We start from the raw sequence: 24,224 nt of genomic DNA, 5'->3' as shown, positions 1-24,224 counted from the left end.
AATGCCTAAATCATTTGGGAAGCATCCATTGCGACGCTTTTCTGAAGTTCTGGAAATCACAGATACAGAAGCGCGCAGTCTGTGCCTGCATGGTGATGTCAACCGCTCCGGCATCCATGGAATTGATTCTGGCTGGCTGTCTCGTTTTTCCCATCTCGGCGCTTTGGCTGCAATCCCTCGAGGATGATGAAGTCGAAGAGGAGTTTGATTTTCTCTGAACATCAGCCTCAAGGATCATTTCGGTGATGTTGTGATGGTCCGGATCCTCGGGTTCTCGCTGGATCTGGATACCATCTTCACACCAGCTGCAGGTTCGATGCGCGGTTTTCAGCCTGATGAGATTGACAGGATCATCGAAATGGCCTGGGAGGACCGCACAACTTTTGATGCGATACACGCCCAGTACGGAGTGACTGAGCCAGAGGTGATTGCGTTGATGAGAACGGAACTAAAACCATCATCATTCCGGATGTGGCGCAAGCGTGTGACAGGGCGGAAGACGAAGCATGGTTTCACATCCGGATCTCAACGTTTCCGAGCGGCGTGCCATCGCTGAACCTGCCGGCTGGCTTCCCTGCAGAGAGCGATTCTGCTGATTGACAGCCTTAGCGCATTGGCTTGACTGCGGCATATGGGGTTTTGATGATGCAGGATCTCTCAAGAACGGCCGCTGAAACGATGGCGATACTTTCTGAGATGAAGGCGGACCTTCCCGATTCCGCCCTCGGCACCCCGAGCTGGAGCCGGCTCGGCAGGTTGGAGGACCTGCTGATGCGCGTTCTTGCCCAGTCTGATCTGGCTTTGTCGGAGCTCGGCAGCCATCGGCGTACCAGCTGAGAGCTTCAGGCAGCCATCCGGTGATGTTCCTTCAGGGCCGGTAACGACTGTCACTGGATTTTTGCAACCGAGTTGGGATAACTTGAAATATGGCCATTCTCCCAGCTTCTCTCGCTGTTTCTGCTTTGTTGATCCTGGCTGCGGGTCCCGCTGCCAGATCCCAGACACAGACGGCGATCACGCGACGGACCTTCGTCAGCCCCAGCCACACGACCAGTGTGTCAACCCCGACGACCAGCAGTGCGGTCGATTTCTCGGTTGATCGCCGTTTCCGGGGATCGCTTTATGTGCTGATGGTGAACGTTCGCGAGCCGGGCAACGAAGACTGCGGACAGCCGCTGTCCGACAGTTTCCTGTGCAGCAAGACCATCACCAACACGCTTGATCCGAGCGAGGGGCCAGTCTTCGATTAACGCATGAGAGCGATGGTTGTCTGATCCCTTTGATCATGCTGCCGATTTGTCCTGTCGCTTCGGTGTTGATTGCTTCAAGAAGCTTCCGCTGGTTCCAGCTCTTGCTAACCAGCAGTAAGAATCAAAAAAATCATGCAGCATTACCTGATTGTCTGGAGCTTCCCGACAGTTGAGGGATCCTGGCAGTCATGCCCTGGGTTCGCTGACTACATCAATGGGGGATGTCCCGGTGATCAGTTCGACGGTTTCGCTCTGCAGTACCGCGTCTGTGAGCCGATCAGTGGAAGCGGTGTGGCCATTGCGCAGGCCACTGACATCGGCAAGGTCTGGGCGCATCTCGGTCCCTGGATCAAGGGCTATGGCATTCAGTTCGAGGTCAATGCCGTGGTGACCGATCGGGAATTCGCAAGCATGTGGCCGGCGGTGGAAGCTGCCGCTGCCGTTGTCTGATCTCTGTCTGAACCGGAGGGCACTGCTTGACACAACCACCTCGCGCGGCTAGTACAGGCGTACTTAAGGGTCGAGTGATGGTTGTCCCTGTTGCCTGCAGGTCCGCTGGTCTGCCACCCGTCTTTCTCAGTGTCACCGCCGGGATGACGGTGATCTGTGGTGATCCGGAAGGCGACGATTGGTGGATGGCAGATGTGCTTCATGTGTCCTGTTCAGCTCGGGAGCCTGATGTTCCAAGTCTGTTCCATGTTGTTGATGTCGATAGCGGAACGCTGAGATGGGTCTGTGCAGATCTGGTGACGCATATTGTCCCGGGTGGTTAATCGCTTGGATTGATGCCGTTCAGGTCGACGTCGCTGATGTGTCGGCAGGTCTGAACATCTTCAAGATTTTTGGAGTACCATCATCAGTAATTACCCCAGCTACGGAATTGCTATGGTCGCCAAATCAATCGGTCTCGCTGCAGCGTCGGTGTTTCTTTTTTTTAATGCTGCAGCTTTGGCATCACCAAAGCCCGTCATCGAAGAATTGTTCAAATCGAATCAGACGCTGGGCGGTAGATCCGTCGTCTATCCAGAAGGAACGCCGGAGATGAGGGTTTACAAAGTGACTCTCGCTCCCGGTTCAACCATTCCTCTTCATACGCATCCGTCCCCTGTTGTTGCCTTTGTACAGGAAGGCGCACTACATAATATTCGCCTTGTTGATGGTGCTGAAGTTGTTGATCTGATTGTGGCCGGGCAGGGTTTTCTTGAAGGGTCTCCCGATGAGCCGCACTATGTGGTCAACAAAGGTTCCATTCCCGCTGTTTTGATGGTTACGTTCGCCTCCGTGGAAGGATTGCCTAATCTAGTAAAAATCAATTGAAGTCGATTCCAAGTGTTGAGGGTTTGCACTCGGTGCAAGGCGTTGTTGCTGGCTGGCTCCTGATGGTATTGCTTGCGTCTGTCTGCCCAGGCATGCTTGCCAATGCTTGATCCACGCCATCACTGATGAACATGCCGAATGCCATGGTGGTCAAGCAAATTCCCAGTGGGTTGAAATGAACGAAGCTTGATATTTTGTGCCGTGAGATGGATTGATTGTTGCCCACAGATCAGGAATTTCATGATCTTTCTTGATCTTGATTGATCGGCTTGTTCGCGCAGATCTTGTGATTTGGTTGAGAATGTTGCGAGCAACTGCACGGATGTCATTATGACCATGATGTTCACTCTTTTGATACAACAAAAGGTCCGCCATTCCTGCGGATGTGGCTGGTTCAATTCCGGACGTTCATCGCATCTTGATCCATAAGGTTCAGCTTGTGTCTTGCAGGTTTCGGTCCTGTGAAACTGTCGCTTCTTCACACGTCTGAACTCTCTTCAATGTCGGGTAGACTGATTGGATGAAACGAATCAACTGATTTTGCGTGATTCAAGCTCTTGAGGTTGCTGCTGCGATCATTGTTACGGCTGGTTTGGTTGCCGGAAATCTGTTTTTATTCTCGCCTCTGAGATCCGACGACAGGGGCAATGCTCTGAGTTCCGATTCTCGATCAGCCGCCACTGGTGTTGATGTGGCGCCTGTTGGTCATAAGCAGCCGAACAAACCTTGAATGATGCTCCGAGCCTCCTGGTTGCATTCCCGCAGGGTTGAGACGAAACGCTTCTGATTCAGGTTGCACCACCTGCTAGCAACGTTTGCTCCTCCAGGAGCATATCTTTTGCTTATAACCCTGTTGTTGCAGTGGGTCTGATGCTAAATGGTAATTAGTGTGCGCATAAAGGTGCGCAAAGGCTGAGTCCTGCCGAAGGGGGCTCTACTAAGGCCAGCACAGCGATGTCTGCTTTTTTCAAGCTTGCCCGGGTAAGCTTGATTATCAAATAAGGACCACCGAGGCGGTCCCTATCTGCTGCACTGAGCCACCAGTCCACCGTGAAACTGGTTGTTTTCATAATACTCAAAACAGCTAAGCTGTATGTATTCCAAATACGCGTTTTAGTGCCTAAACGTCAGCTCCCGATGCAGGCTGACCTGATCATCAACCGCCTCCGTATGGAAGCCTGTGTTGAACGTCATTTGAAATCGATGACTACATCCAGCTTTGCTAGGTGAATGATCAGTTCGGAGCTACGGCTGCTGTCTACATCATTGGCAGAAACCACAGCGGCAATGCTTGATGACGGCAGCTTCGCCAACGCAGCGTGTGAACTGGTCCCGTTGCAGATGACGTTGCTGCACTTTCTCCAGCGCGAAATCATCACCAACCACCTGCTGCTCGTTGAACCCGATTGGCCATGGGCAAAGCAACCAACGAGACAATAAAAACGCGCGTTGCTGCCCTGAAGGGTCTGATCCTTAGCGGTAGCTCCAACAGCACCTGTGTCGAGCATGCGGCACAACAGTGGGGGTTATCGCGTCGTCAGTCGTATCGCCTGCTGAAACGGGCATGGGCTGAAGTCCGCGAAGACGTGCACGCCACTGGTGTTGATCGTCAGGAAATGCTCTGCTGGACCATTCACCAGTTGATGGCCGCTGCTGGTGAAGGCGTCAAAAACAAGCAGCCGTCTGTCACTGTTGGCGCTTGTCGCGAGCTTGATGCGCTGCTCGGGTTAGGCGTCAACAGCTCACAACGTGGTCGTTTCGGCTGGCGGCGCTGACTTTCCGTAAAGTGTGTTGCGACTGTTGCTGCGTATGCCAAAGGCGTGGAAGATAATGGCTTCAGTAAAGGTTGATGAATGAAAAAATTCGCGATTTTGGCAATGGCAGCAACGTCTCTCAGTATCTCCGGATTGCCCGTCAAAGCCGGACTAGGAGAAGCCACCACTAAAAGTCAAAGCTCTACTTATGACGCATGGTGCGGAGAGAAGGGGAATGATTGCAAAGTCTCATTCAGTAAAGGAAAGATAACTGTAAATGACAAGCATTCTGTGGATTTTGATGACATCACCTACATCACTCAGAATGTCGAAAACACGTGGTACTTCAAATTTATTTTCGGTGTTGAATATCTCGAGAAGGGAATGGATGAGCCTGAGTTTGCTGAATTTATTTTTGCTGAATCCCGAGCTGCGAACCGGTTTTGGCGGGACTTGAAGCGAGCTTGTAGACAATGCAAGGATCGTGATTCAACTCAAGTCGACGTTGATGTCAACTTGAAGGATTGACGTAAAACAGCTTGCGACCGTTTGCCTGGCGTAAATCCGTTATTACGACGGGCAAGTTTTTTATGACTGTCTAGGGGGTCAAGGGGTAAATCAGAAAAGTCCTAAGGAGTAATAATCACCATCACCCCTCGGGACAACAGATCACCAGTTATGTGTAGACGCCGTAGACGGCCACCATCCAGTAAAGCGATCACCGTTTACACGCTAAGGCTTTTGGTGATGGTATCTTGATATTTTACTGGCGTCTAAAAGTTAATAGTGATTAATATCCAAGAAATACTCATGGCGCGTCATATAATAAAAATATAAATTACTAAATGAAATGGAAGGACTATTGATTGCAGGCTTTTCTGCATTGATTTTAACTCTTTTCTTGGGGGGAAAGTATAGAAGGAAGAGAAGCGTTCTTGATGTTCAGATCAAAAAAATTAATGACGTTGAACAATATTGTGACAGTCGCAGGGAGGCTGCGGAAGAAATAATTCAAGAAGCGAAGAGAAATGCTGAGATGCTAAATCGGAAAATTAATCATGAGATAACAAGCAAGATTGATGAACTTGAGTTATACAAGGCTCAATCAATGAAAGAAGTAGAGGACCGTGTTCAAGAAATGAGGGTTACTGGACAAAAAGAGGTTGATAAATACGAAAAAAGAAAAGGCATATTGCTTTCCGAGATAAAAGACATTGAAGATAAATCAAAACTCAAAACAGACGATTACTACAAGGAGGAAATGAGAAAATTTGAGTTATTTAAGACTAAGTCCATCGGTGAACTCGAGGAACTTATTAAGGCGAAAAAAATTTCAGGTCAAGAAGAAATTGATAAATTCGAGAAAATGAAAAAATCGTTGATCACGGAGATCAAAGATCTTAAGGATTCTGCAAAAGTCTTCGAGGATGATGCTCTATTTGTAAACTCTGGAGTCTATAAAAGAACTTACACGTATTCCAAAGACTCCCAATGGGAACAAAGACTGGGAATGATAATTAGAGATCAAAAAAGAATGCTTAAGAATTGGCAGGATGATAGATATTTCCTCTTGAGATTAGAGACAAAAAAGGGCATGAACAGCGAAAAAGCCCTTACTGCAGCATACTCAACGGGACGCATCAATCTACAAAAACCTGATTACTATGGTGACCGTGATGCGTTGAAGCAAGGAAGAAAATATCAGCAAAAACTTGTCAATCTTATGCTTAGGGCGTTTAACATTGATGTACAATTACAAATCAATGCATGTACGTTTAGGAACTTTGAAATCAGAAAGCAACGTATTGACAAGACATATGCAGCAATTAATAAGCTCGGTCTTGACTATAAAGTCACAATCAGCTCAAGGTACTTAACGAATAGGCTGGATGAATTAATCCTGAGATATGAATGGCTCGAGTATAAAGAGAAGGTCAAGGAAGAGCAGAGAAGGATAAACCAACAGATAAGGGAAGAACAAGTTGCTCAAGATCGCTTAGAAAAGCAGGAAAAAGAAGCTCAAGAACAGGAGGTAATGTATGCAGATGCCATCATGCAGGCCGAAGAAAATCTACGAGAAGCTTCAGAGGAGGAGCGATTAAAACTTGAAGAAAAACTAGCAGATCTACAAAGGAAGCTGGAGAATATGATCGAACGGAAAGAGTACATATCCCAGGCAATGCGTACAAAGGCAGGCCATGTCTATATTATTTCTAATATAGGAAGTTTTGGTGAGGGAATGTACAAGATTGGAATGACAAGAAGGCTTAATCCAATGGAAAGAGTAGATGAGCTTGGCGATGCTTCAGTGCCGTTTCCATTCGACGTCCACGCCCTTATAAGCACGCGCAATGCACCGGTCCTTGAGAAGGCTTTGCATAAACATTTCGATAAGAGGCGAGTAAATTTAGAAAACTCAAGAAAGGAATTCTTTTACGTTTCTCTTGCTGAGATACAGCAGGTTTTGTTGCAACAGAAAGATGAACTCGGATTGACTGCTTCAATGGAATTAACACTCGCCGCTAAGGCAGAACAATGGCGCAATAGCCAGGTCCGTAAAAAGTATTTAGACGCTCACAAAGATACAGAATAGATAGTAGGGAAATATGCCACATTTTGATGGGGATAGATGGTGAGTGCAGAGAGCACATATGGCATGGAAAACTATCCTAAAAGAGATCCATTTGCCTGCAGTCTTTGTCATTGTGCATTCCATATCTCATCTCAAGCTCAAGAATACGTTCCTTTATATGCCGCTGATCAAGCCATAGTTCCATGAGCTGCCTTCCCATCTCATCAAACACTTCATTGATATTGACGTCTTCAAACGAGAAGTCTTCAAAGTCATCATCAAAGTACATCTTAGGAAATCAGATGGGCCTCAACTATGCCCGCCGTATTATCCCTTTGGAAGCCGTGAGGAATTCGAAGTGTCCGCGACCTGTTGAAGGGGGTTTTGAGCAGGTGAAGTTCCGTAAAGTACTAAATAGCTGTGGATTGACTGTGGAGAACCGCAGAAAATACGACCTACATAAACACACCAGCCAGCTCGCAGGCGCTCATCACACTCCTCAAACGTCAAGGACTGGTCCTCCATTCTCCAACTAGTCCAATTGGAGCTTCAACTCAGCAAGCTGTTCCTGCTGCCATTGGTCAATCAAGTGTGTTGCCACAGTCTGGAACGCCAAAGCAATCGCGTTAACGCGGCTGTATGGCTTGTTTCGGCTGTCCATTGCTAGCGCGTTCTATTCCTCAGCAAGCCTTGGTGTCGCATCCAGAATCTTTGCTTCACCGGAACACACGCGATTTTGTCTCAGCACTATTGATGACCGTGATGCTGCTGGCGATCTGCGTGATCGCCTCAGCGAGAGCTTGAAGCAAGGGAGCTGGCCTCATGAGCAACATCCTTGATCACGTCTCCCCCTCACCAGTCCTTGATGGCCTTGATGACTGGCCTCGGTCAGCAACGCGCAAGGAATGGTTCCGCATCACTCGTGAGCTGGTCGCCAACACCATTGCTGACATGGACCTTGAGCCTGCTGCTGAGGCAGAAGTGATCGATGCCTTCACAAGTGCAGGTCTGCTTTGAGGGGAGACACCATGACCACCAAACACCAAGTTCGGCAACGCATTAATCACGCCATAACAAGTATTGGAAGATTTCGCGGACCAGTGTAAAATTCAGAATAAAGCTTAATTTTAAAAATGAGGGCGAATCTTATCGCGGGAATCATAACTTTAGCTACCGTCGTAAGCTCATTTGGCTCGGCGAAAGCTCAGGAAAGTTGTTATCCAAGCCGTGGAGCAAATTTTATAGTTCAAATGATCCGTGGCGGCGCAAGTCCATCCCAAGCGTTCCAAGCAGCATTTAATGAAGGTGAGATTACTTCAACTACTTGCGCCATTAGGGTAAAGGGGTACATAAATTCACTTAGCATATGGTCCGACGTAGCCAAAAAAATATCTGGCTCAGAAGCTAATTTTAGCGCAAGTAATATTAAATCTTCAACTGCCACTTCATCCATTGGATCTTACAAGGAGACCTCCATCCCCCGTCTTCGTGACTGGCTAACTAAATATGATTCAAATCTGTTCTTCAGATTACAGTATATTTTCAAAGAGGTGATGTTGCCCGCCGCTTCAACGACGAAAAAATACATCGACGATTATCCAAGCATTACAAAAGAAGAGGCCAAATCGTATTGTTCGGCCCTTCTTTCGCTCACCGAGAATGCTCGACTTTTCAAAGATCAGTTTAAGAACATTGCATTATTAGATTTAACAAATGAGCACAGGTTGTTTTACGAAAAAATGAAGAGATTAACGGATGAGGGCGTAAGTAAAATAGTAACTGGCAGTGAGGGACTTTACGTCAGTGACTGCACCACTGCAACAACCTCTGAGTCGGAGAAAAAAAGAAATGGCATTACGTTAAAAGATGTATTTGGGGCTATTCTTCAGGGGTTAGCAATTTATGGAAGCAGTATTGCACAAGATACAGGCGGGGGATATATGCCGAGATTGCGTTGTAGTGAAATTTCCTCTTGGAATATTGCGCAAACACTGCTTCAAGAAGGTTATGAATATTTAGATCGTGATAATGATGGTGAAGCATGTGAAGAACTTCGTTGAATAAAGGCTTTGAACTATGACACGTACCAGACAAACGCCTCAAGCCACACCAACGCCATGAGTGATGCTCCTCCAATCGCAATCGACAACCACTGATCACGAAGAACGCGTGTCATCTCAGCAAGGCAGCTGACCCAATAAATCGCCGCTGATCAACATGGCAAGGTCCACTCAGGCAAGCAGCTGCATCAGCAATCCTTTGCCACACTAGGATGACGAACAGCTTGAGGCTGTCGTATCAATTGTTAAAGGTCATGGTTTTCTTTGATGGCTGAACTCACACCGGAACAACGTGCTGCCTGGGCGGCTGGAAAACTTGACGTTGATGCATACAACAAAAATCCAAATCAATTACAGGAAAAACTAGAAAATAATGATCTTGTTCCATACGGACACACTAAAATCGGCCCTAATCACCCATACTACGAAAAGGCCAAAAAGGAGTGGGAGGAATTTAAAGAAGCTGAAAGGGAGTTTCTAGCTATTCCTATTCTTTCAAGCCCAACAACTTCAGATGACTTCAGGAAGCTCGACCTAAAGCTTAGAGAAATTCAAATAAAGGCAAAGCCCGTACTTGATGAATACATTAGCGAAGACCATCGTAATTTCTTCGAGTCAATAATAGAAGAATACTCATTAATGTATTTTTTTGATATTACTAAACCAACCTTCGGTCACGATAGTACTGACTGGCTTGTAGCAGGTGAACACATGGAGCACCTTCAGCCAGATGAGCTAGACGAGCAAATCAGAATAGAGTCTTTGGAGCAAGCCCTTCAGCAATATATTCCGGCCCGCGAATTTATCAAAGTCTTATCCAAAGCTCGCGAATTAGAGCTTCCCATGGCCAGTGAATGTGCATATGAATATATACAGTGCAAGCGGGCATTCATGAGTGGCTACTTTGAACGCTTTGGACTAGATACTCCAATAGAAGAGGTTTTTAATTACTATTCAAGCAACATTTTTGGCCACTGGATGCATGGCCTCAGTGCCGAAGCAACTACAAAGTGGGATGCTTGGAGCAGGCAATTCTTTGAGGCTCGTCAGCGCAGAGCCGAATGGGTGATCACGATGTGCAATTCTTTTATTGATATCGGAATCTCGCGAGGAGAAGAAGAACTCCATGAAGAGTTCGAGGAGGAAAACAGCTCTGAGTACCTAGATTACGGGTTTGTCTATATGATCCGAAATGGCGACCTGGTGAAAATTGGAATTACTGGAAATCTTCTTCGCAGATTGGCGCAGCTTCAACCAGATGAAGTGCTCAATGTCGTGCGATGTTCAAATTTTCAAGATCTAGAAAAAGACCTTCACAACCTTTTCAAGCAGGAGCGCGTCCCTCAAACGGAATATTTCCGTCTAACCGAGCACCAAATAGATAAGGTTCATAAGTTGATGACTACATTGGCTGAATTTTGATGGACTTCCCACCCTACAACTTTGATAAGTACGGCAATGAATATTGGCTTTGGCCTGGTTACCCCAAAAAAGCGGAGCAAGCATTTTCTACTCCCTCAAAATGCTTTGCGAAATTCCTCAAAAGAGATAATCCATTTATTTTTTTTGGCAAAGATATATATGATTACTGCATCTCTAGTGGCGCAAAACCCATGTGCAATCTTGGGGGCTGGCATGATTACAGTGAGAAGGATTTTGTAAATCTATATCTTGCTCGAGCAAGCCTAAAAGGTAGGGATTTCTACAAGATCGGGCTCACACTTCTAAAAAATCCTAAGCATAGAGATTCCAAGGTATACAAAGAAATCGTAAGATGCAAGAAAATTCCTGCTAGGGGTTCCCATATTCCATACATTTACGAGAAGTACATACTTTGGAGATGCCGAGAGGCGAGGTACGAAAAAGAAGACAAGTATGATCCCGATATTTTTGAAAGATTTGCTGGAAAACTCGAGATTGTCCATACAACAGATGCCTTCGTTGAAGATATTTTTGATCATCATTTCAATGAAATTACATCCCATCTAGAAAAGCATACACCAATCTCAATACTTCTTGAAAAAAAATTTTTGACGCAACTAGTAAGAGCGATTTATGACAACGAATATGCTTCAGCGGAATTGACTGCTCAAAAATACTTCAATGGAGATATGATAAATGAATTCTTTGGAGAGAAACCTTCAAGTATATATGGCGAATGGCAAAATAACAATAAGTTATGGGTGGGGCTTTCACCGAGGCATGTCAAAGCATTTTTAAGGTATTGCAACCAGAAAATTCCACCTTTGATTGAATCTGCATGGCACAAGCTAGATATAGCTGATCCCAAAAAAAGGGAGGGTGAGCGGGAGTGGTTTTACAATTACTTTGGGAAGCGCAAGTATAGGAATCGATTTGATTACAGAAAAGATCAGTTTTCTGTTAAATCTTAATTAAAATTGATTTACACTGAATAATGGCAATCACCACACGAGCACAACGCATTCAACGTCGCAACGAGGCACTGAAGCTGATTGCTGATGGTGGTCCGCCAACTAATGCTGCCTCAACAGCAGTTCCAGTGCTCAGTCCACAGGCCTGAACAAGGCCGATGGCTCCTCTCATCACAAGTCACTCACTGCCAGCTAGGTAGCCATGACCCGTAAACGAGTCACCAACGAGGAGAAGCGGCAGCGCCATGAGTGGGCGATGAAGCAGATCGACAAAGGCGTCGGCTTCAGCGAGCTTGCTTCCCTTGTGGCCGAAACATGGGGGTGCTCTCGCAGAAATGCCCGTCGTGTCGTGAGCGAGGCCCACAAAGAGTGGATGGAGATTGCCTTCGGTGCTGAGGAGATTGACCAACGTGACCTGCTGTTCCAGAGCGTCGCTCGCTTAGAGCGCACTGCTCGTAAGGCGGAGGAGGCTGGTCAGTTCGCAGTTGTTGTCGGCTGTGTCGCTCAGCTGAACAAGATGATGGCTCTGGGTGCTGATCAGGCAGGATTCCGCGGTCATCGACACAACGCTCACTACTTCCGGCGCTGATCCGCAGGATCGGTAGACATCCAGTTCAAGAACGCCTTCTTAAAGGCTTTCACCTTGTCTTCGGCCCAAATGAAATTCCACGTAGCCAGTTGAATCATCCCTTCTGAATCTCGATAAAGCAACGAGTAGATGATGTTGGGAGTTTGGATGTGATAATCGAATGAGATCACCTGGCTAGGAGTGATCCCAGATTCGTCCAACTCCGCATCGGCATCAATACGACCCTTCTTCCGTAGCCTCTCCACCCACTCCGGGTCAGTAACGATCCTGAATTTGCCCTCAGAAAAAGAGCCAATAGATTTGTCAGTTCCCCAACCTCCTCCTCCGACACTGAATGTGAAAGAGGTCTGAGAATAATCAGGTTTTTTGGCATTGACCCCAGACATGACCTCGTCCGCTGCGCCCAGATTCCCAGCTTGAGCAGTTGCCATTAATAGCGGCAGGAGCAGGAGGATTCGTTTCATGCCGCCAGTATCGCTCGGATCGTCGTAACAGCAATTACGTCGGCATAAGATTGGAACCATTGCTCGGGCTTGCCATCATGACTGAGGATGTATTTCTTGCGATGCGCCTCTTAGCTGCGGCTCTAGTTGGTGCGTCGATTGCTGCTTGTGTTCCAGCTAGGGCGGATCTAGGGGCTGCTGATGTAGGTAAGACAAGGCAGCTTTCAGGCACAACTCATGAGGCTTATTGCGGTGCAAACGAGAATATCAAGTGCAAGATCACATTCGAGAGTGGTAGGTTAAAGGTTGATGGGAGCAGAGGTATCGAGCCATATCAGGTGAAGGAGATCTATTTCTCGCAAAAACTGTTTCGCGATTATGGCTTTGCCAAAAAGGGAGCGCTTTGTGTTGGAGGCTTTTTAGGTGCTCGGCATTGCCATGTTCATATTGAAATCAAATATTCACCAACCTTGGGCAAAATGGATGACTCTTGGGCGACTTTCAGGTTTGAGAATCTTCAGTCTTCTTTGATATTCAAGAGTGATATAGAAGCCTGGAGTGGTGAACCTCTGCGGGCTGTTGGCCCGTCCGTCAAAGTTGTGGAGTAAAAAAACGGGCTGGAGGCAAAACCCCAGCCCATTCAGTAACTTGCCGTAACTCTGCTTACGGAGGACATTAAGAGGTTTGAGTGGATCGCCAAACAAACATCGGCGACGATCAGAATGACGTAAGTCTTTACCAATGGTTCCAGTGTTTTTCTTGGGTTTCTACTTTTTCGTATTAGTCGTCGTTTGGGTTGGCTCTGCGATTATTGCCAGCGATCTCGCCAAAGCAAAAGGATTAAACGCCTCAACCTGGGCGATTACCACCTTTCTCCTTGGCCCTATTGGATTGATTGGTGTTGCTGGCATGCCTGATATAAGACTTCGTTCATATATGAGATCAATTGCCATTAAGCTTGAAGCGATTGAGGAGCAAGAATCAACGCAGATAGAAACAATGCCAGTAAGTATTCCGACTCCAGTGTCTTCTAGGCTGGAGCCAAGCTACATATATATAGATGAAGGTGTTGATGATAGGCAGCAAATCTTGGCAGTAGTATTTCAGCAGTTGACTGAGAAAGAGAGAATGTCTGCTTCACTGGAAGCTTCTGATGTCAGGATTGGTCGAATGGCTTTTATCAACACCAATGAAGGTAAAGTACTTCTCCGCCTTTCGTATGTTGGTCGGAAGGATGGAAGACATATTTATAAGAAGTCCTGAACAGCCTGCGCGTGATGTTGGTGCAGCCACAGCTAGATGCGCAGTTTGAGGCTCATTTCCGTGGTCGCCATTCGCACCAGGCGCACCGAAGGTGACAACAGAGGGTGATTTGTTGCGCACTTTTTGCGCACAATCTCATGAGTTATTCTTGACGGCCTAGTCCTTGCAATTAGTTGGAGCTGAAGACATGCTCCTGCTGTTGGAGAAAACTAATTCTGACTTGAAAGTTGTTAAGCATTTTGTTGCTTGCGATTTTGCCGTTAATACATATAATTTGGGGTTATTCTTCTGTTTTGGAATACTAAGTGTATTTTCGAGCTTTAGTCAGCATGCACATAAGTAACTTCCATGGCTGTTTTAATTAATTTAGGCACTATTGTTCAATAAAGTCACAGAAGAGTAGCTATTAGGTCATGTCTTGAGGCCAGCCATTGTAGTCAGTCTTAAGAAAATCATACAATTCTTTGAAGTCAATATTGCGGATGAAATCCTCTTCATTGCCATCGTATTCGCCGTACTCCTCAATGAATTGTTCCTCAAAATGTTGATTTTCTAGCATGAGATTGATCAGTTCTTTTTTGAACTCCTTGAATGGCTTCTGCCGCCAATCCTTGCATTCGTCAAGGTATTCCTGTCGTGATTCATGATTCCCACAATCTTCAAGTAACCATTCAATTACTGACCAAGTATATGTTGTCTCATCGTTTGAAGTGTCTGGCATGGAGATCGACCATTCAGCCCTTTTCTCTTCATCTTCATAAATCTCTTTCACGTAATCAGCTAAATTAAGATCTGGGGTACGATCATCCCAAGAATACGAGTCTAATAAGAGTTCCTGGTTATGATAATAAAGACCGTGATACCAACCTTGAATCTCTAACGGTAAAAGCTTAAAAGGATCAACTTCGCTGGATAGTGACCAGCCTTTCGTCAAATCGCTCTTGAATAAATCTAAAAGGTAATTATTGAACCCTTCTTCCGTGTTCTCGATTTTCCCATCATTAGTATCCCAGCGAAATAGCGTAACTATTTCATTAATCTTTAGGGCAGACTTTTCCTTGAACCAGGCTTCATAAAGATCCGCATTTACGTGAAGCGAAAAATTGATGCTGTAAGGAAGACGAGACATCAATAGGCATCCAGCATCTTAATCTAAGCACATGGTAGGCGAAAATTCAAGACAAGCTGATACATACGTGATTCAAGGTCAAATTCTGGATTATGCCGAAAAATTACCAATAACCGTTTTGCTAATTAATCTAGTTTACCAGTAATTTTCAGAACAATAAAAGCGATACACAGAATAACAAGAAAGGGCCATAAGATATATCCCATCATGAAAATCGCCATGGCTACGCCAAGTGCCGCAGGGAACCCCATAAATACGATTAGGAATCCGTTTATAAGCCTGTCCCAGTTCCTGTAAGTGGGATCCTTCATTTGCCATTCTACGACGTTTGGATTTTCTTTTGTAGGCCAGAATCCTGGCTCTTTTCGAGCTTCTATTAGCTGCAATCTCTCTGCCGATTCCACTGCAGACTCGACAGCATCGTCATGCATACACTTAATCTCATATGCTGACTTTTGTTCGGTATACCATTTACCTGATGTACTTTGTCTTCTGCGGTAGTAATTACCGGCTGCTGCACGCTTCCATTTTCCTACAATTATTTTTTGATTTGTCTTGCTCGCCAGCCAATTCATTTTTGATATGGCATCTTCCTCAGAAATCTTGAACCATTCAGATTGAGGTAGCCGCTTATGCTTAAACATTGCATGCAATACTCTTTCCCATTTCCCTGAGTCTTTGCAGGGCACGGTCATGATCTTTGTTGTTGTTCTCCCTACTTGTAGTTGAGTTGCTCTTCTTGTCCAATTTGTAGTCATGCCAATCTTCAGAAGATTGGTATCGTTATCTCTAATTAAGTAAACACATTCCATTAGCGTATTAAGTTGATTTGGCTGAAAGAAGCTTCCCTGCTAAACCAATTTTAAGCAAACATGGAGGTCCCAGATTACTATATCAATCTTGACGCAACGAATGCCTTTAGTAAATTAAGTGGAAAACTGGTTTTGTATCCTGCTGAACACCCTACTTACTCCGGTGTAGGAAAACTCCTGTGTGCATAGACCCAGCGTTTGCGGCCACCAGTCGAAGCAAGCTGATAGCGTTCAATCTCATGTTGGTTGAATAGATCACGGCAAATACGCCGAGCATGCTCTTTGTTGCAGCCATGCTTCACAGCCAACTCATCGGCGTGCCACTTCTTTTCGCCTTCAGCAAGGGTCTGCATAAAGGCAGAAGCTAAAACCTGCTTACGTTGTGGAAGAATATTCTCATCACCAACAGAGTGCAGTGTCCAACTAAAGTCTTCATCTGAACCTTGTAAGTTCCAGACCGTACCTTCTGCGCAATTACGCTTACCAAGGCACTTCAGAATGAAGTGCTGATCAAAATCAGGGGTTGTTGGTTTCCACATTCCCCAAATATCACTAACTGCAGCAGACTGCAAACCACTGCCAACGATACTGTCGGAGCTAACTTCTCTTTCCTTTTTGGATTCATCTGGCTTACGCAGATGACAGGAGATGATTGTCAGAACACTATGCTTTGCACTCCAATGATTGAGTTCATACAACGCATCAGCGAATTCAGGATCACGCATGCGGATCCCATTGCCACGAAGCAAGGTAGTAACACTATCTAGAAACACAACACCAATCTGATGTTCTTCAACAGCTTGCGAAAGCACAGATAGATCTAAGTTACTGAAGCCTTCGTCTGCCATCAGCAGCTGAATATCAGCGTCAATTCCCATCGTGTTGAACTTGTCAATCAAGTTATCCCTTGATTCATCAGCCTGCCAGATCAGAACATTACGCTTCTTTGTGGTCAGCTGACCCATGAATGTTTCACCATTCTGAATAGCTGCTGCCATTCCATACATCAACGAAGTTTTTCCGGATCCCTTGTCAGCGGCCAGCAGAACACATGCACCTGACACGCCAAATTCATCAATAATCCACTCTTTAGGCTTTTGCTGCGCTTGGACGTCCTTCAGTGAGCGGACTTTTCCTACATGGGGGTAAGTAGGATGTTCGTTGTGATACACAACAGGGCTTGGTGAAGTCGGCAGCACTGATGCCTTCACCTTCGTTTTTTTTAACGAGGCATAATAGACATCCTCTTCTTCTTTGGAATCAAAGTAGTTCATCGTTCTTGTCTCCACCTCCAGTGTGCGCTTTTGCGCCAAATCCAATAGCCGTTAATGTGACCTGCTCTAGCGTGTTGTTCGGCAAGTTCCATCTGAAAATCAGCAGACCATCCACACTGATTCCCTCGAACCAGCATTGCGGTAACGTCTGGCCCATCAAGAACTCGGGGGTGATCAACTCGCATGACACCTCCATTCAAAATCTTCAGAAGTCAAATGCGCACCACCTTGCGCACATCTCCCCCATTCGGGGGGATCAACTTCAGTAGTGACAGTGCATCTGTATCTAGCAACCTGCTCCTGATTAAGCAGTTCGGGGCTTAGCCTTGAGGTATCACGGGCCTCATGGCTGCTCAATTTTTGGGCAGTCATTTTTTATGCCAGCTCCTTCAGCAGCTGTTCTGCTTCACGACGAAGCTGACCGCGACGGCTCAGCAGCTCCTGAATTGCTGGGACATCCCAGCGAATTGGGCTGTTAGGAGTTGGTCCTGAAAACCAGTGCTCACCTTCGATTAGAGGGCCACCCTGAGAGTCCTTGAGTCTTTGAAGATGGCCCTGCGACAGGCAGAGCATGGGGGCAGCTGTAGATGTCTTGTACAACTGCGGAATAATTTCTCGCACAGTAAGTCCACGAAAACGGTGTTGCGTTACACGCGTCTTCAGGCGTTGGCTTACGTCCGGCAGCTACAGAAACAGGTGCGATCAGATTGCGCTGCCTGTTTCCTGCTGACGGAAGCTGGGTGTGAATCCAGCCCCCCTTTAATGGTTGCCCCTGGTCACACTGAGTGAAAATATCTTTCCTAACCAAACAGAAAAGGAAAGACTCAGTGAAGCCCGCTCCGGAGAGTCGGCGATCGGGTAACAACCTCCATCGACAACTCCAATGTAACCACAACTGGCCGGATTGGGCAACATTCTGAGAGCAAAGACACTAGATGTGGTGTCAGTAACACTTATCATTGAGTCGATCGACTTCAGCCTTCACGCTGGCCCGGTCAATCCATCGGCCGTACCATCTCATGTGCGTCACAAGATCGTGGCCCATCAGTCTTGCTGCAGCACGATGTGACATCTGTGTATCTCCGTACGTCGCTCGCCATGCGAATCCGTGCCGCAGACTGTACGGCGTGATGTCTTCCGTTCCAGGGTTGGATTTCAAGTTCTTCCATGCTTTGCATCTAACGCAGAGCATCTGACGGAACTCCATCCCGACGTAACTGTATGAATTGATGTGGTTTGGATGGTCGGGGTTCATCCTTTCAATTTGAACCTGCAGTGCTGTTGGCAGTTTCATCTTGCCTTCAAAAAACTGCTGCAGGACCCTGGCACCTTCATGATTGCGGCCTTTGATTTCCAGGGGAAAGATGTCCCTGGCTTCAGGCGGATGCTTCATCTGTTTCATGTTCCGCTTGGTGCTGACAACCCTCGCTTGACCATCAACCTGGTGCAGGGTTGCAAGCTCGCTTGGCCGGAGCCCGCAATATCCAACAATCGCCACGGCAACATATTCACGGACCTTGCCCTCTTCCAGCAGGTCATCCAGTAGTTCAACCAACATGTCCGGCTTGATTGCCGGTGTGAGTGCATGTGTCGCTGAAACCGTCTTGAAACCGACTAGTTCTTCAATCTGCTTTGGATCCGGCGGCAGATACCTTTCCGGCATCCCGCAAACTTCAACGGCGAAATTCAGGAATCTGGCAATGTCATCCAGGCTCTTTTTCCGGCCCGAAGCACCTGCCTCAAGCTGAGCACCTGGCTTGTTCTCTTCGCCGTTGGGACCAAGGAAATGGACTTCCTTGTATGCCTTCATCAATCCCAACCCTGTTCTGGGCTTCGGGTTGTGGTGATTCAGCAGCTCTAGAGCCCGCCCCAGCCTGTACTGATAGTCCCGAAGGGTCTTCCACCTGCAGCTGGATTTGGACTGTAGAAATCTCTCCAAGACGGCATCCCAGCCCTTGCTCTTAGACCGGCGCGGGCCGGACTGAGCTTCCGCTTGCTCATCAACGGTGTCGCTGTTGATCTTGGCAACCTCGTTCAGCTCCTTCTGAGGATCTGCCTGGAGAGCCTTGCCTATGGCGATGACCCTGTTGAGAATCTGCCGCTTGCTGGATGCCTCCCAGGGGAACGGCAGCATCACGCTGCTGCGACGACCGTCTTCAGTCCTGTGAGTCAGTTTGCAGGAGCCAGGCAAGGTGCCGTCGCTGCGCTTATGGCCGCAGACGTTCCAGCCAAGACCGATTTCAGTCTTGATGTCTTGCCGCAGGCTCTTGGCCCACTCCTCACCAGACCGAAGCTTTGGCATCTCCTGGTGCTGCCCTGTGCGCATTAGTGTGCGCAAAAACGTGGATACAAGCAACCACAAGTGATCACATTTGTGCGCAACCTCAACGGCCAGTGCAGCGCAAATCAAAGGCTGGGCCTGTGTTTACGAGGATTCTCAGGCGACTTATGAGTTTTTCAGCGTCTGCTCCTCCAGGAGCATGTTGAATTGCAGCAACTGTTCGTCGCTGAGCTGCTGCCGGCTTGTTGCGCCGAGATGCTGTTGCAGGAAAAGGCGTGCCTGATCTGCTCCCCAGCTGAGCTGTTGCAGCATCAGGTCTCCCTGGTTGATCAGATCATTACGGCGGATGGGTACAGGGGCTGACTCCGGACGATCGCCTGGTTGGAGACCGCGCAGCTGCCGCAGAAATGACACCAGATCGGCATAACGGGTCAGCCGATGGCGACTGGCATGCCCGAATGCTCTCTCCAGATAGGTGCTCTCCAGGTCACGATCCCAGCCGATGCGACGCAACTCCAGATCGATGGCAGTCAGCTCCTCACTCCAGTCCTCGGGGTCGGTGGGAGCTTCCGAGGGGGGCTCTGGGGTTGGCTCGGGAGTCGGCTCTGGTGATGGAACCGCTGCCGCTGCTGGTCTCAGGTCCGGATCGGTGTCCGGTTTGGCATCAGTTGATCGTGTCGGGGTGGTCTGCGGACCCAGAGGAGCCTTCCTCGCTGGAGCAGGCGTCGTGCTGGAGCTCCGTTCGTCTCCACCGATCCGGCTGGTGAGACGCTGGCAGGCCCGGTCCTCCGCTGCCTCACAGCTCTCGGCCTCTCCCAGTGTGCTGGCCAGCAGCTGACCGTTCTCCCAGGCCTCAACGCGCACCACGCATCGGAGCGTATCGACGTGACACAGCTCAGCCCGGAACTGCACGGTCATGCAACGACTGCGTACTTTCTAGGCTGCCGCCATGGATGCCACAGCACTTCCCTCGATCAGCGATGCGTTCGAGGGCGTCGACCAATGGAAAGAGGTCCTCTCCGTTCTGCCGGTGCTCGTGGCCCTCGAGCTGGTGTTGTCGGCTGACAATGCCGTGGCTCTGGCGGCCATCGCGCGTCGTTGTCGTCAGCAGGATCAGGAGCGGCTTGCTCTGAACATCGGTATCGCTCTGGCGTTGGTGCTCCGGATCGCGTTGATAGTGATGGCTCAGTGGGTGCTGCGCCATCCACCGGTGCAGATCCTGGCGGCGACCTACCTGCTCTGGTTGTTCATCGACCATTTGCGTAGCCGATCGAACCCGGCATCCGAGAATGTGCCCGAGGAGGGTGGTCTGTCCGGCTCACTCGCACGCACGGTGGTTCTGCTGGCCTTCACCGATCTTGCTTTCTCGATCGACAGTGTCGCGGCGGCTGTGGCCATCAGTGATCAGACCCTGCTGATCGGAACCGGCGCGGTGATCGGGATCATTGCCCTGCGATTCACCTCAGGGCTGTTCATCCGCTGGCTGGAGATCCACCCTCGCCTCGAAACCGCCGGTTTTCTCGCGGTGGCCTTCGTGGCGGTTCGTCTGTTCGTGCATGTGGCACTTCCGGCGGTCCAGCAACCCGACTGGTTGATGTTCCTCGTTGTCATGGTCCTGTTCACCTGGGGGTTTTCACTGCGGAATCCCGTTGTTGACGCGCATCATGCTGGTTGAGCTGCGCCAGTCGGGAAGTGATGTGCTGCTGGATCGCTTGCAGCTGGATGTTCCCCCCCACCCCGGCCGCTGGGTTGAACTGAACGGGAGGTCTTACCTGGTGATGCAGCGTCGGCATCGATACCAGCTGCGCAACGGTCGTTATGAGATCGGTTCAGTCGCCCTTGTCGTGAAGCCTCAGATGAGACCAGTTGACGCCAAGGCCTGGCGCCATGGCTGGGTCATCGGAAATCCAGATTGTCGATTCAACGCGCACAGTCCATTGCTGCGTTGTGCGGTCTGGCCGGATGGCCCCTGTCATGAGTGCCAGCACCGCGAGTCGCGATGAGCCGTGTCGAGACCAGTCGCCTGATCGGACGCATCGTGAGTGGTCATGGCGTGGCCTCAGGCCGCAGCGACGGCTCCCCGTACCCCGCAGGGACCATCGCGATGCAGACGCCAGTGTTCCGTCAGGCCGGTCTGGACCTCAGCGACTGCTGGCCAGGCACGATCAACCTCAGTTTTGCGCCGTTGGAACTGCGTCTGAAGGATCCGGACCATTGCTTTCCGCACCTTCGCTGGACCGATCTGCATCCACCCGAAACGTTTTCGTTCTGGCGGGTCGATCTGGTCGCCGAGAACGGGCAACAGGCCTGTGGCTGGGTTTACCGCCCTCACCCCGAAACGAAGCAACGTCATTGGCAATCCTCCAGCACCCTTGAATTGCTGGCTCCGCGCCTCAACGGGGTGAAACCGAACTCCCGCATGGAGATCGTCGATCACCGATCCCGGATCGGCTTGGTGGATGGGGTGCGGTTGAGGTCCCGTCTCCTGGAATGTCTGAAGTTCAGGGTGCTGGCTGCTCAGCAGAGCTTCTTTGTCTCCACGGAAGGGGAGCAACGGCGTGTCTGGCTTCGGCAGGTCTGGCCTGAAGCTCTCGCCCTGGACGATGGCGACCTGGAGGCGGTCTGGTCGCAGGCCAGGATGCTCTATGTCGACGACTGAGGACTGAACGATATCGTTACAATATCGTTAATGTATGATCACGTTTTCGAGTCGGTCGCCGGGCTGGGCGCGGAGTTGCTGGAGAAGTGTGTCTGCTTCGCTGCGCGACTTTCCTTCCAGCTGCGCTGCACGGATCAACAGGGGGCATCCCCGTGTGCTGACCACCAGTCCGAGGCCCGCCTCGGTGCTCAGAACAGTCCCGGGTGAGCCCTCGCCGGTTGGCCAGCGACCGACCAGATCTCTGGCGTCCTCTGAAAGTTCCCCTCGCAAACGCTCGATCAGCGGTTCGCAGCGCAGCACCTTGAGGCGTTGTCCCCGCCATCGTGTGAAAGCGTTCGGATGCAGCGCCATCACACGCCGGTGCAGTGCCAGGGCCGACTCACTCCAGTCCAGCCGCAGGTCGTCCTTGGTCAGCATGCGTGCATAGGTCACCTCCCCGTTCCGCTCCTGCTGAGCGGTTACCCCCAGACGCTGCCAGCGAAGCTCCTGAGGGCCCTGTCCAGCTGATGCGATGCGGGGCAGCGCATCCAGCATCAGCTCGGCCGTCACAGAACTCAGGCGTAAGGCCAGCTCTTCGGCGGTCTCCAGCAGACCGATCCTGCAGCGCCGTTCCAGCAGCACCGGCCCTGTGTCCAGGCCCTCCTCCATCGCCATCACGCCGACACCGGTCTCCGGGTCACCTTCCAGCAGGCTCCACTGGATCGGTCCTGCTCCGCGCCAACGCGGCAGCAAGGATCCATGGCCGTTCCAGCATCCCAACGGTGGCTGCTCCAGCACGGATCTCGGCAGGATCTGGCCGAAAGCCACCACAACGGACAGATCCGCATTCAGCCTTGCCAGTGCTTGCTGGCACTCCAGATCCCGACGGATCCGTTCCGGAGTGAACACCGGACGTTCGAGCTCCAGCGCCACCTGTTTGACGGGTGATGGCATCAGCTGCTTCCCACGCCCCCGCCGCCGGTCCGGTTGGGTGACGACACCGACCACCTCGTGGCCGGCGGCATGCAGTGCCTTCAGAGTTGGGACGGCGTACTGGGGAGTGCCCCAGAACAGCACTCTCATGCCTCGCCGGTGATCGAGAGTCCGTCCACCCAGACATGGGGACTGACCCCCCTCGGGGTGACTTCCGATTCCGTTTCAAGATGCAGAAGGCTGTTGAGCACTGTGCGGATATCACCGGCCACGGTGGCGGCTTCCACCGAAATGCGTTCACCGCCCTTCACCAACCAGCCATCAAAGGGGAGGGAGAACGAGCCCTGGCTCGCTTTGACGCCGGCATGCAGGGCGCTGAGATCTTCAATCAGCACAAACGGATCCTGATGGGTCTTGTGATCCAGATCGTGACCGCTGCTGACGCCTTCTGTGGTGCTCACCACAAACCAGTCCGGACCGACCGAGACTTTCGCGCCCAGGCCGGCATGGCCGGTGGGTGCCACGCCGAAGGCCCTGGCTGTGGCCTCTGAGTGCAGGAAATTGCTCAGCACGCCACCCTCGATCAGGCTGATCCGTCGCGTCGGTGTTCCTTCTCCATCGAACGCCGCTGCGCCGATGTTGCCGCTGTGCAGTCCGTCGTCGTGAAGAGACAGGAACGGAACAGCGACGGAGGTACCGAGCGACTCCCGCCGGCTGAGGCTGACGCCATCAAGAACCGAGCGTGCATTGAGCATGCTGCTGAAGGCCCCGAGCAGAGACAGAAACGCCTCCGGTGTGAAGCAGATCCGATAGCTGCCGGTGTCGATCGGTCGATAGGCGAGGTGACTGACGGTGCGTTCGACGGCCTCCTCGATGCACCCGCTCACATCGAGGTCGCCGCTGCCCAGAGCGAGGCGAACGGCACCGGAGCTGCGCGGTTTACGACCGGTTTCCTCAGCCTTCGCGTAGAGATAAAGCGAGGCCTGGGTGCGCTGCATTTCGCGCAGGGCTCCGTCGCTGTTGAGATAGAGGCTCTGCGAAAGCGACTCAGCAAGTCCGTTGTACGGCACGCTGTTGATCGCGGGGTGGCGGGCGAGCAGGTCGGCTTCGGCCTCGCGCAGGGTCGACAGCAACGGCAGGATTCCCCGGCGCTGTTTCAGTGGGCGATCCAGCTCGGGTAGCGGAGCCGTCGCCAGCGGGGAAAATCCGGGCACATCGTCTGGATTGCCGAAGCGGCTGGCTTCGTGGGCTCCGGTGAGAGCCTTCTCCAGGCCGGCCTCGGAGAGATCCGTGGTGCTGGTGATCCCCACCAGCCCATCGCCGTTCCAGACACGCACGGTGATTGAGCTGCGCTGAGCCGCCTTCAGCTGTTTCGCTTCTCCCCGATCGACCTGAACAGAGCAGTCATCACTGCAGGCGGCGCCAAGGTCCCACTGATGGATCCCTTCGCGTTTGGCGAGTTCCTGCAACCGATCACGCAGGGCGGAGGCGTTGAGACCGTTCGTTTTCGTCATCT

General features: G+C 50.2%; 32 protein-coding genes. 21 read left to right on the top strand and 11 right to left on the bottom strand.

From position 1 onward, the window contains the following. Positions 1 to 95: 95 nt before the first annotated feature. The 7 genes from SynA15127_RS13540 (at position 96) to SynA15127_RS06950 (ending at position 2,567) form a co-directional block, all read left to right on the top strand. The gene (locus SynA15127_RS13540) at positions 96 to 218 is read left to right on the top strand and encodes a hypothetical protein (protein WP_255475422.1); all 123 of its coding nucleotides are present in this window, start codon (positions 96 to 98) and stop codon (positions 216 to 218) included. Positions 219 to 253: 35 nt separating this feature from the next. After that, positions 254 to 556: a TIGR03643 family protein gene (locus SynA15127_RS06975; RefSeq protein ID WP_370593969.1), complete on the top strand. Its 303-nt coding sequence runs from the start codon at positions 254 to 256 to the stop codon at positions 554 to 556. Positions 557 to 678: 122 nt separating this feature from the next. Continuing rightward, on the top strand, positions 679 to 837 hold the full coding sequence (locus tag SynA15127_RS06970; protein WP_156957075.1) for a hypothetical protein: 159 nt from the start codon (positions 679 to 681) through the stop codon (positions 835 to 837). Positions 838 to 965: 128 nt separating this feature from the next. Beyond that, positions 966 to 1,250: a hypothetical protein gene (locus tag SynA15127_RS06965; RefSeq protein WP_186483453.1), complete on the top strand. Its 285-nt coding sequence runs from the start codon at positions 966 to 968 to the stop codon at positions 1,248 to 1,250. Positions 1,251 to 1,382: 132 nt separating this feature from the next. Continuing rightward, positions 1,383 to 1,700: a DUF3303 domain-containing protein gene (locus tag SynA15127_RS06960; RefSeq protein ID WP_186483452.1), complete on the top strand. Its 318-nt coding sequence runs from the start codon at positions 1,383 to 1,385 to the stop codon at positions 1,698 to 1,700. A 77-nt stretch (positions 1,701 to 1,777) separates the two neighbouring features. After that, positions 1,778 to 2,023 carry a DUF3104 domain-containing protein gene (locus tag SynA15127_RS06955; protein WP_186485623.1) on the top strand — a complete coding sequence of 82 codons (246 nt, stop codon included), beginning with the start codon at positions 1,778 to 1,780 and terminating at the stop codon, positions 2,021 to 2,023. A gap of 112 nt (positions 2,024 to 2,135) precedes the next feature. Then, the gene (locus SynA15127_RS06950) at positions 2,136 to 2,567 is read left to right on the top strand and encodes a cupin domain-containing protein (RefSeq protein WP_186483451.1); all 432 of its coding nucleotides are present in this window, start codon (positions 2,136 to 2,138) and stop codon (positions 2,565 to 2,567) included. A 119-nt stretch (positions 2,568 to 2,686) separates the two neighbouring features. On the opposite strand, the gene SynA15127_RS06945 is transcribed toward SynA15127_RS06950, so the two are convergent. Then, entirely contained in the window at positions 2,687 to 2,896 is a 210-nt protein-coding gene (locus SynA15127_RS06945) for a hypothetical protein (protein WP_186483450.1), read from the bottom strand. Positions 2,897 to 3,797: 901 nt separating this feature from the next. Between SynA15127_RS06945 and SynA15127_RS06940 the strand changes: the two genes are divergently transcribed. From SynA15127_RS06940 to SynA15127_RS06925, 4 genes are all read left to right on the top strand, one after another. Further along, positions 3,798 to 4,007: a hypothetical protein gene (locus SynA15127_RS06940; RefSeq protein WP_186483449.1), complete on the top strand. Its 210-nt coding sequence runs from the start codon at positions 3,798 to 3,800 to the stop codon at positions 4,005 to 4,007. Further along, entirely contained in the window at positions 3,980 to 4,342 is a 363-nt protein-coding gene (locus SynA15127_RS06935; protein ID WP_186483448.1) for a hypothetical protein, read from the top strand. Before SynA15127_RS06940 ends, SynA15127_RS06935 begins: the two co-directional genes overlap by 28 nt. A 78-nt stretch (positions 4,343 to 4,420) precedes the next feature. Then, a complete protein-coding gene (locus SynA15127_RS06930) occupies positions 4,421 to 4,849 on the top strand; it encodes a hypothetical protein (protein ID WP_186483447.1) in 429 nt (142 codons plus the stop codon). 322 nt (positions 4,850 to 5,171) lie between these two features. After that, complete coding sequence (locus tag SynA15127_RS06925) at positions 5,172 to 6,914, top strand: DUF4041 domain-containing protein (protein ID WP_186483446.1); 1,743 nt, start codon at positions 5,172 to 5,174, stop codon at positions 6,912 to 6,914. Positions 6,915 to 6,990: 76 nt separating this feature from the next. Here SynA15127_RS06925 and SynA15127_RS06920 read toward each other — a convergent pair whose 3' ends face one another. Beyond that, a complete protein-coding gene (locus SynA15127_RS06920; protein WP_186483445.1) occupies positions 6,991 to 7,182 on the bottom strand; it encodes a hypothetical protein in 192 nt (63 codons plus the stop codon). A 533-nt stretch (positions 7,183 to 7,715) separates the two neighbouring features. Here SynA15127_RS06920 and SynA15127_RS06915 point away from each other — a divergent pair. The 5 genes from SynA15127_RS06915 to SynA15127_RS06895 all read left to right on the top strand — a co-directional run bounded on the left by SynA15127_RS06915 (position 7,716) and on the right by SynA15127_RS06895 (position 11,935). Continuing rightward, entirely contained in the window at positions 7,716 to 7,910 is a 195-nt protein-coding gene (locus SynA15127_RS06915) for a hypothetical protein (RefSeq protein WP_186483444.1), read from the top strand. A gap of 116 nt (positions 7,911 to 8,026) precedes the next feature. Next, on the top strand, positions 8,027 to 8,953 hold the full coding sequence (locus SynA15127_RS13535) for an excalibur calcium-binding domain-containing protein (protein WP_255475421.1): 927 nt from the start codon (positions 8,027 to 8,029) through the stop codon (positions 8,951 to 8,953). A 267-nt stretch (positions 8,954 to 9,220) separates the two neighbouring features. Beyond that, positions 9,221 to 10,375, top strand: coding sequence for a GIY-YIG nuclease family protein (locus SynA15127_RS06905; RefSeq protein ID WP_186483443.1), 1,155 nt, complete (start codon positions 9,221 to 9,223; stop codon positions 10,373 to 10,375). After that, a complete protein-coding gene (locus tag SynA15127_RS06900) occupies positions 10,375 to 11,346 on the top strand; it encodes a hypothetical protein (protein WP_186483442.1) in 972 nt (323 codons plus the stop codon). The genes SynA15127_RS06905 and SynA15127_RS06900 overlap by 1 nt, the downstream gene beginning before the upstream one ends. Before the next feature lie 202 nt (positions 11,347 to 11,548). Continuing rightward, entirely contained in the window at positions 11,549 to 11,935 is a 387-nt protein-coding gene (locus tag SynA15127_RS06895) for a hypothetical protein (RefSeq protein WP_186483441.1), read from the top strand. Here SynA15127_RS06895 and SynA15127_RS06890 read toward each other — a convergent pair. Further along, on the bottom strand, positions 11,920 to 12,399 hold the full coding sequence (locus SynA15127_RS06890) for a hypothetical protein (protein WP_186483440.1): 480 nt from the start codon (positions 12,397 to 12,399) through the stop codon (positions 11,920 to 11,922). The two genes, SynA15127_RS06895 and SynA15127_RS06890, sit on opposite strands and share 16 nt — an antisense overlap. 77 nt (positions 12,400 to 12,476) lie before the next feature. On the opposite strand from SynA15127_RS06890, the gene SynA15127_RS06885 reads away from it, so the two are divergent. Next, positions 12,477 to 12,986 carry a hypothetical protein gene (locus tag SynA15127_RS06885; protein WP_186483439.1) on the top strand — a complete coding sequence of 170 codons (510 nt, stop codon included), beginning with the start codon at positions 12,477 to 12,479 and terminating at the stop codon, positions 12,984 to 12,986. 133 nt (positions 12,987 to 13,119) lie between these two features. Beyond that, positions 13,120 to 13,641 carry a hypothetical protein gene (locus SynA15127_RS06880; protein WP_186483438.1) on the top strand — a complete coding sequence of 174 codons (522 nt, stop codon included), beginning with the start codon at positions 13,120 to 13,122 and terminating at the stop codon, positions 13,639 to 13,641. A gap of 406 nt (positions 13,642 to 14,047) precedes the next feature. Here the strand turns inward: SynA15127_RS06880 and SynA15127_RS06875 are convergent, their stop codons facing one another. The 6 genes from SynA15127_RS06875 to SynA15127_RS06850 form a co-directional block, all read right to left on the bottom strand. Then, positions 14,048 to 14,770, bottom strand: coding sequence for a hypothetical protein (locus SynA15127_RS06875; protein WP_186483437.1), 723 nt, complete (start codon positions 14,768 to 14,770; stop codon positions 14,048 to 14,050). 125 nt (positions 14,771 to 14,895) lie between these two features. Continuing rightward, positions 14,896 to 15,582 carry a GIY-YIG nuclease family protein gene (locus tag SynA15127_RS06870; protein ID WP_186483436.1) on the bottom strand — a complete coding sequence of 229 codons (687 nt, stop codon included), beginning with the start codon at positions 15,580 to 15,582 and terminating at the stop codon, positions 14,896 to 14,898. Between the two features lie 155 nt (positions 15,583 to 15,737). Beyond that, positions 15,738 to 16,856 carry an AAA family ATPase gene (locus SynA15127_RS06865; RefSeq protein ID WP_186483435.1) on the bottom strand — a complete coding sequence of 373 codons (1,119 nt, stop codon included), beginning with the start codon at positions 16,854 to 16,856 and terminating at the stop codon, positions 15,738 to 15,740. Then, positions 16,843 to 17,034, bottom strand: coding sequence for a hypothetical protein (locus SynA15127_RS06860; protein ID WP_186483434.1), 192 nt, complete (start codon positions 17,032 to 17,034; stop codon positions 16,843 to 16,845). The genes SynA15127_RS06865 and SynA15127_RS06860 overlap by 14 nt, the downstream gene beginning before the upstream one ends. A gap of 765 nt (positions 17,035 to 17,799) precedes the next feature. Beyond that, positions 17,800 to 19,158, bottom strand: a complete 1,359-nt coding sequence (locus SynA15127_RS06855) for a site-specific integrase (protein WP_186483433.1) — start codon at positions 19,156 to 19,158, stop codon at positions 17,800 to 17,802. Between the two features lie 144 nt (positions 19,159 to 19,302). Further along, positions 19,303 to 20,055, bottom strand: a complete 753-nt coding sequence (locus SynA15127_RS06850) for a hypothetical protein (protein ID WP_186483432.1) — start codon at positions 20,053 to 20,055, stop codon at positions 19,303 to 19,305. A gap of 31 nt (positions 20,056 to 20,086) precedes the next feature. On the opposite strand from SynA15127_RS06850, the gene SynA15127_RS06845 reads away from it, so the two are divergent. The 3 genes from SynA15127_RS06845 to SynA15127_RS06835 are packed head-to-tail and all read left to right on the top strand — an operon-like array spanning position 20,087 to position 21,796. After that, positions 20,087 to 20,812: a DUF475 domain-containing protein gene (locus SynA15127_RS06845; protein ID WP_186483431.1), complete on the top strand. Its 726-nt coding sequence runs from the start codon at positions 20,087 to 20,089 to the stop codon at positions 20,810 to 20,812. Next, positions 20,802 to 21,140 carry a DUF6464 family protein gene (locus SynA15127_RS06840; protein ID WP_186483430.1) on the top strand — a complete coding sequence of 113 codons (339 nt, stop codon included), beginning with the start codon at positions 20,802 to 20,804 and terminating at the stop codon, positions 21,138 to 21,140. The genes SynA15127_RS06845 and SynA15127_RS06840 overlap by 11 nt, the downstream gene beginning before the upstream one ends. Then, on the top strand, positions 21,137 to 21,796 hold the full coding sequence (locus SynA15127_RS06835; RefSeq protein ID WP_186483429.1) for a hypothetical protein: 660 nt from the start codon (positions 21,137 to 21,139) through the stop codon (positions 21,794 to 21,796). The genes SynA15127_RS06840 and SynA15127_RS06835 overlap by 4 nt, the downstream gene beginning before the upstream one ends. 27 nt (positions 21,797 to 21,823) lie before the next feature. Here SynA15127_RS06835 and fmt read toward each other — a convergent pair whose 3' ends face one another. Together fmt and SynA15127_RS06825 are read right to left on the bottom strand one after the other, a co-directional pair. Continuing rightward, the gene (gene fmt / locus SynA15127_RS06830) at positions 21,824 to 22,858 is read right to left on the bottom strand and encodes a methionyl-tRNA formyltransferase (RefSeq protein ID WP_186483428.1); all 1,035 of its coding nucleotides are present in this window, start codon (positions 22,856 to 22,858) and stop codon (positions 21,824 to 21,826) included. Then, entirely contained in the window at positions 22,855 to 24,222 is a 1,368-nt protein-coding gene (locus SynA15127_RS06825) for a TldD/PmbA family protein (RefSeq protein ID WP_186483427.1), read from the bottom strand. The genes fmt and SynA15127_RS06825 overlap by 4 nt, the downstream gene beginning before the upstream one ends. Positions 24,223 to 24,224: the final 2 nt, after the last annotated feature.

The organism is Synechococcus sp. A15-127 (assembly GCF_014280215.1).
In the GTDB taxonomy this organism is placed as follows: domain Bacteria; phylum Cyanobacteriota; class Cyanobacteriia; order PCC-6307; family Cyanobiaceae; genus Parasynechococcus.
The sequence above is the reverse complement of the archived record's forward strand: the minus strand, read 5'-3'. Positions and strand labels throughout refer to the sequence as shown.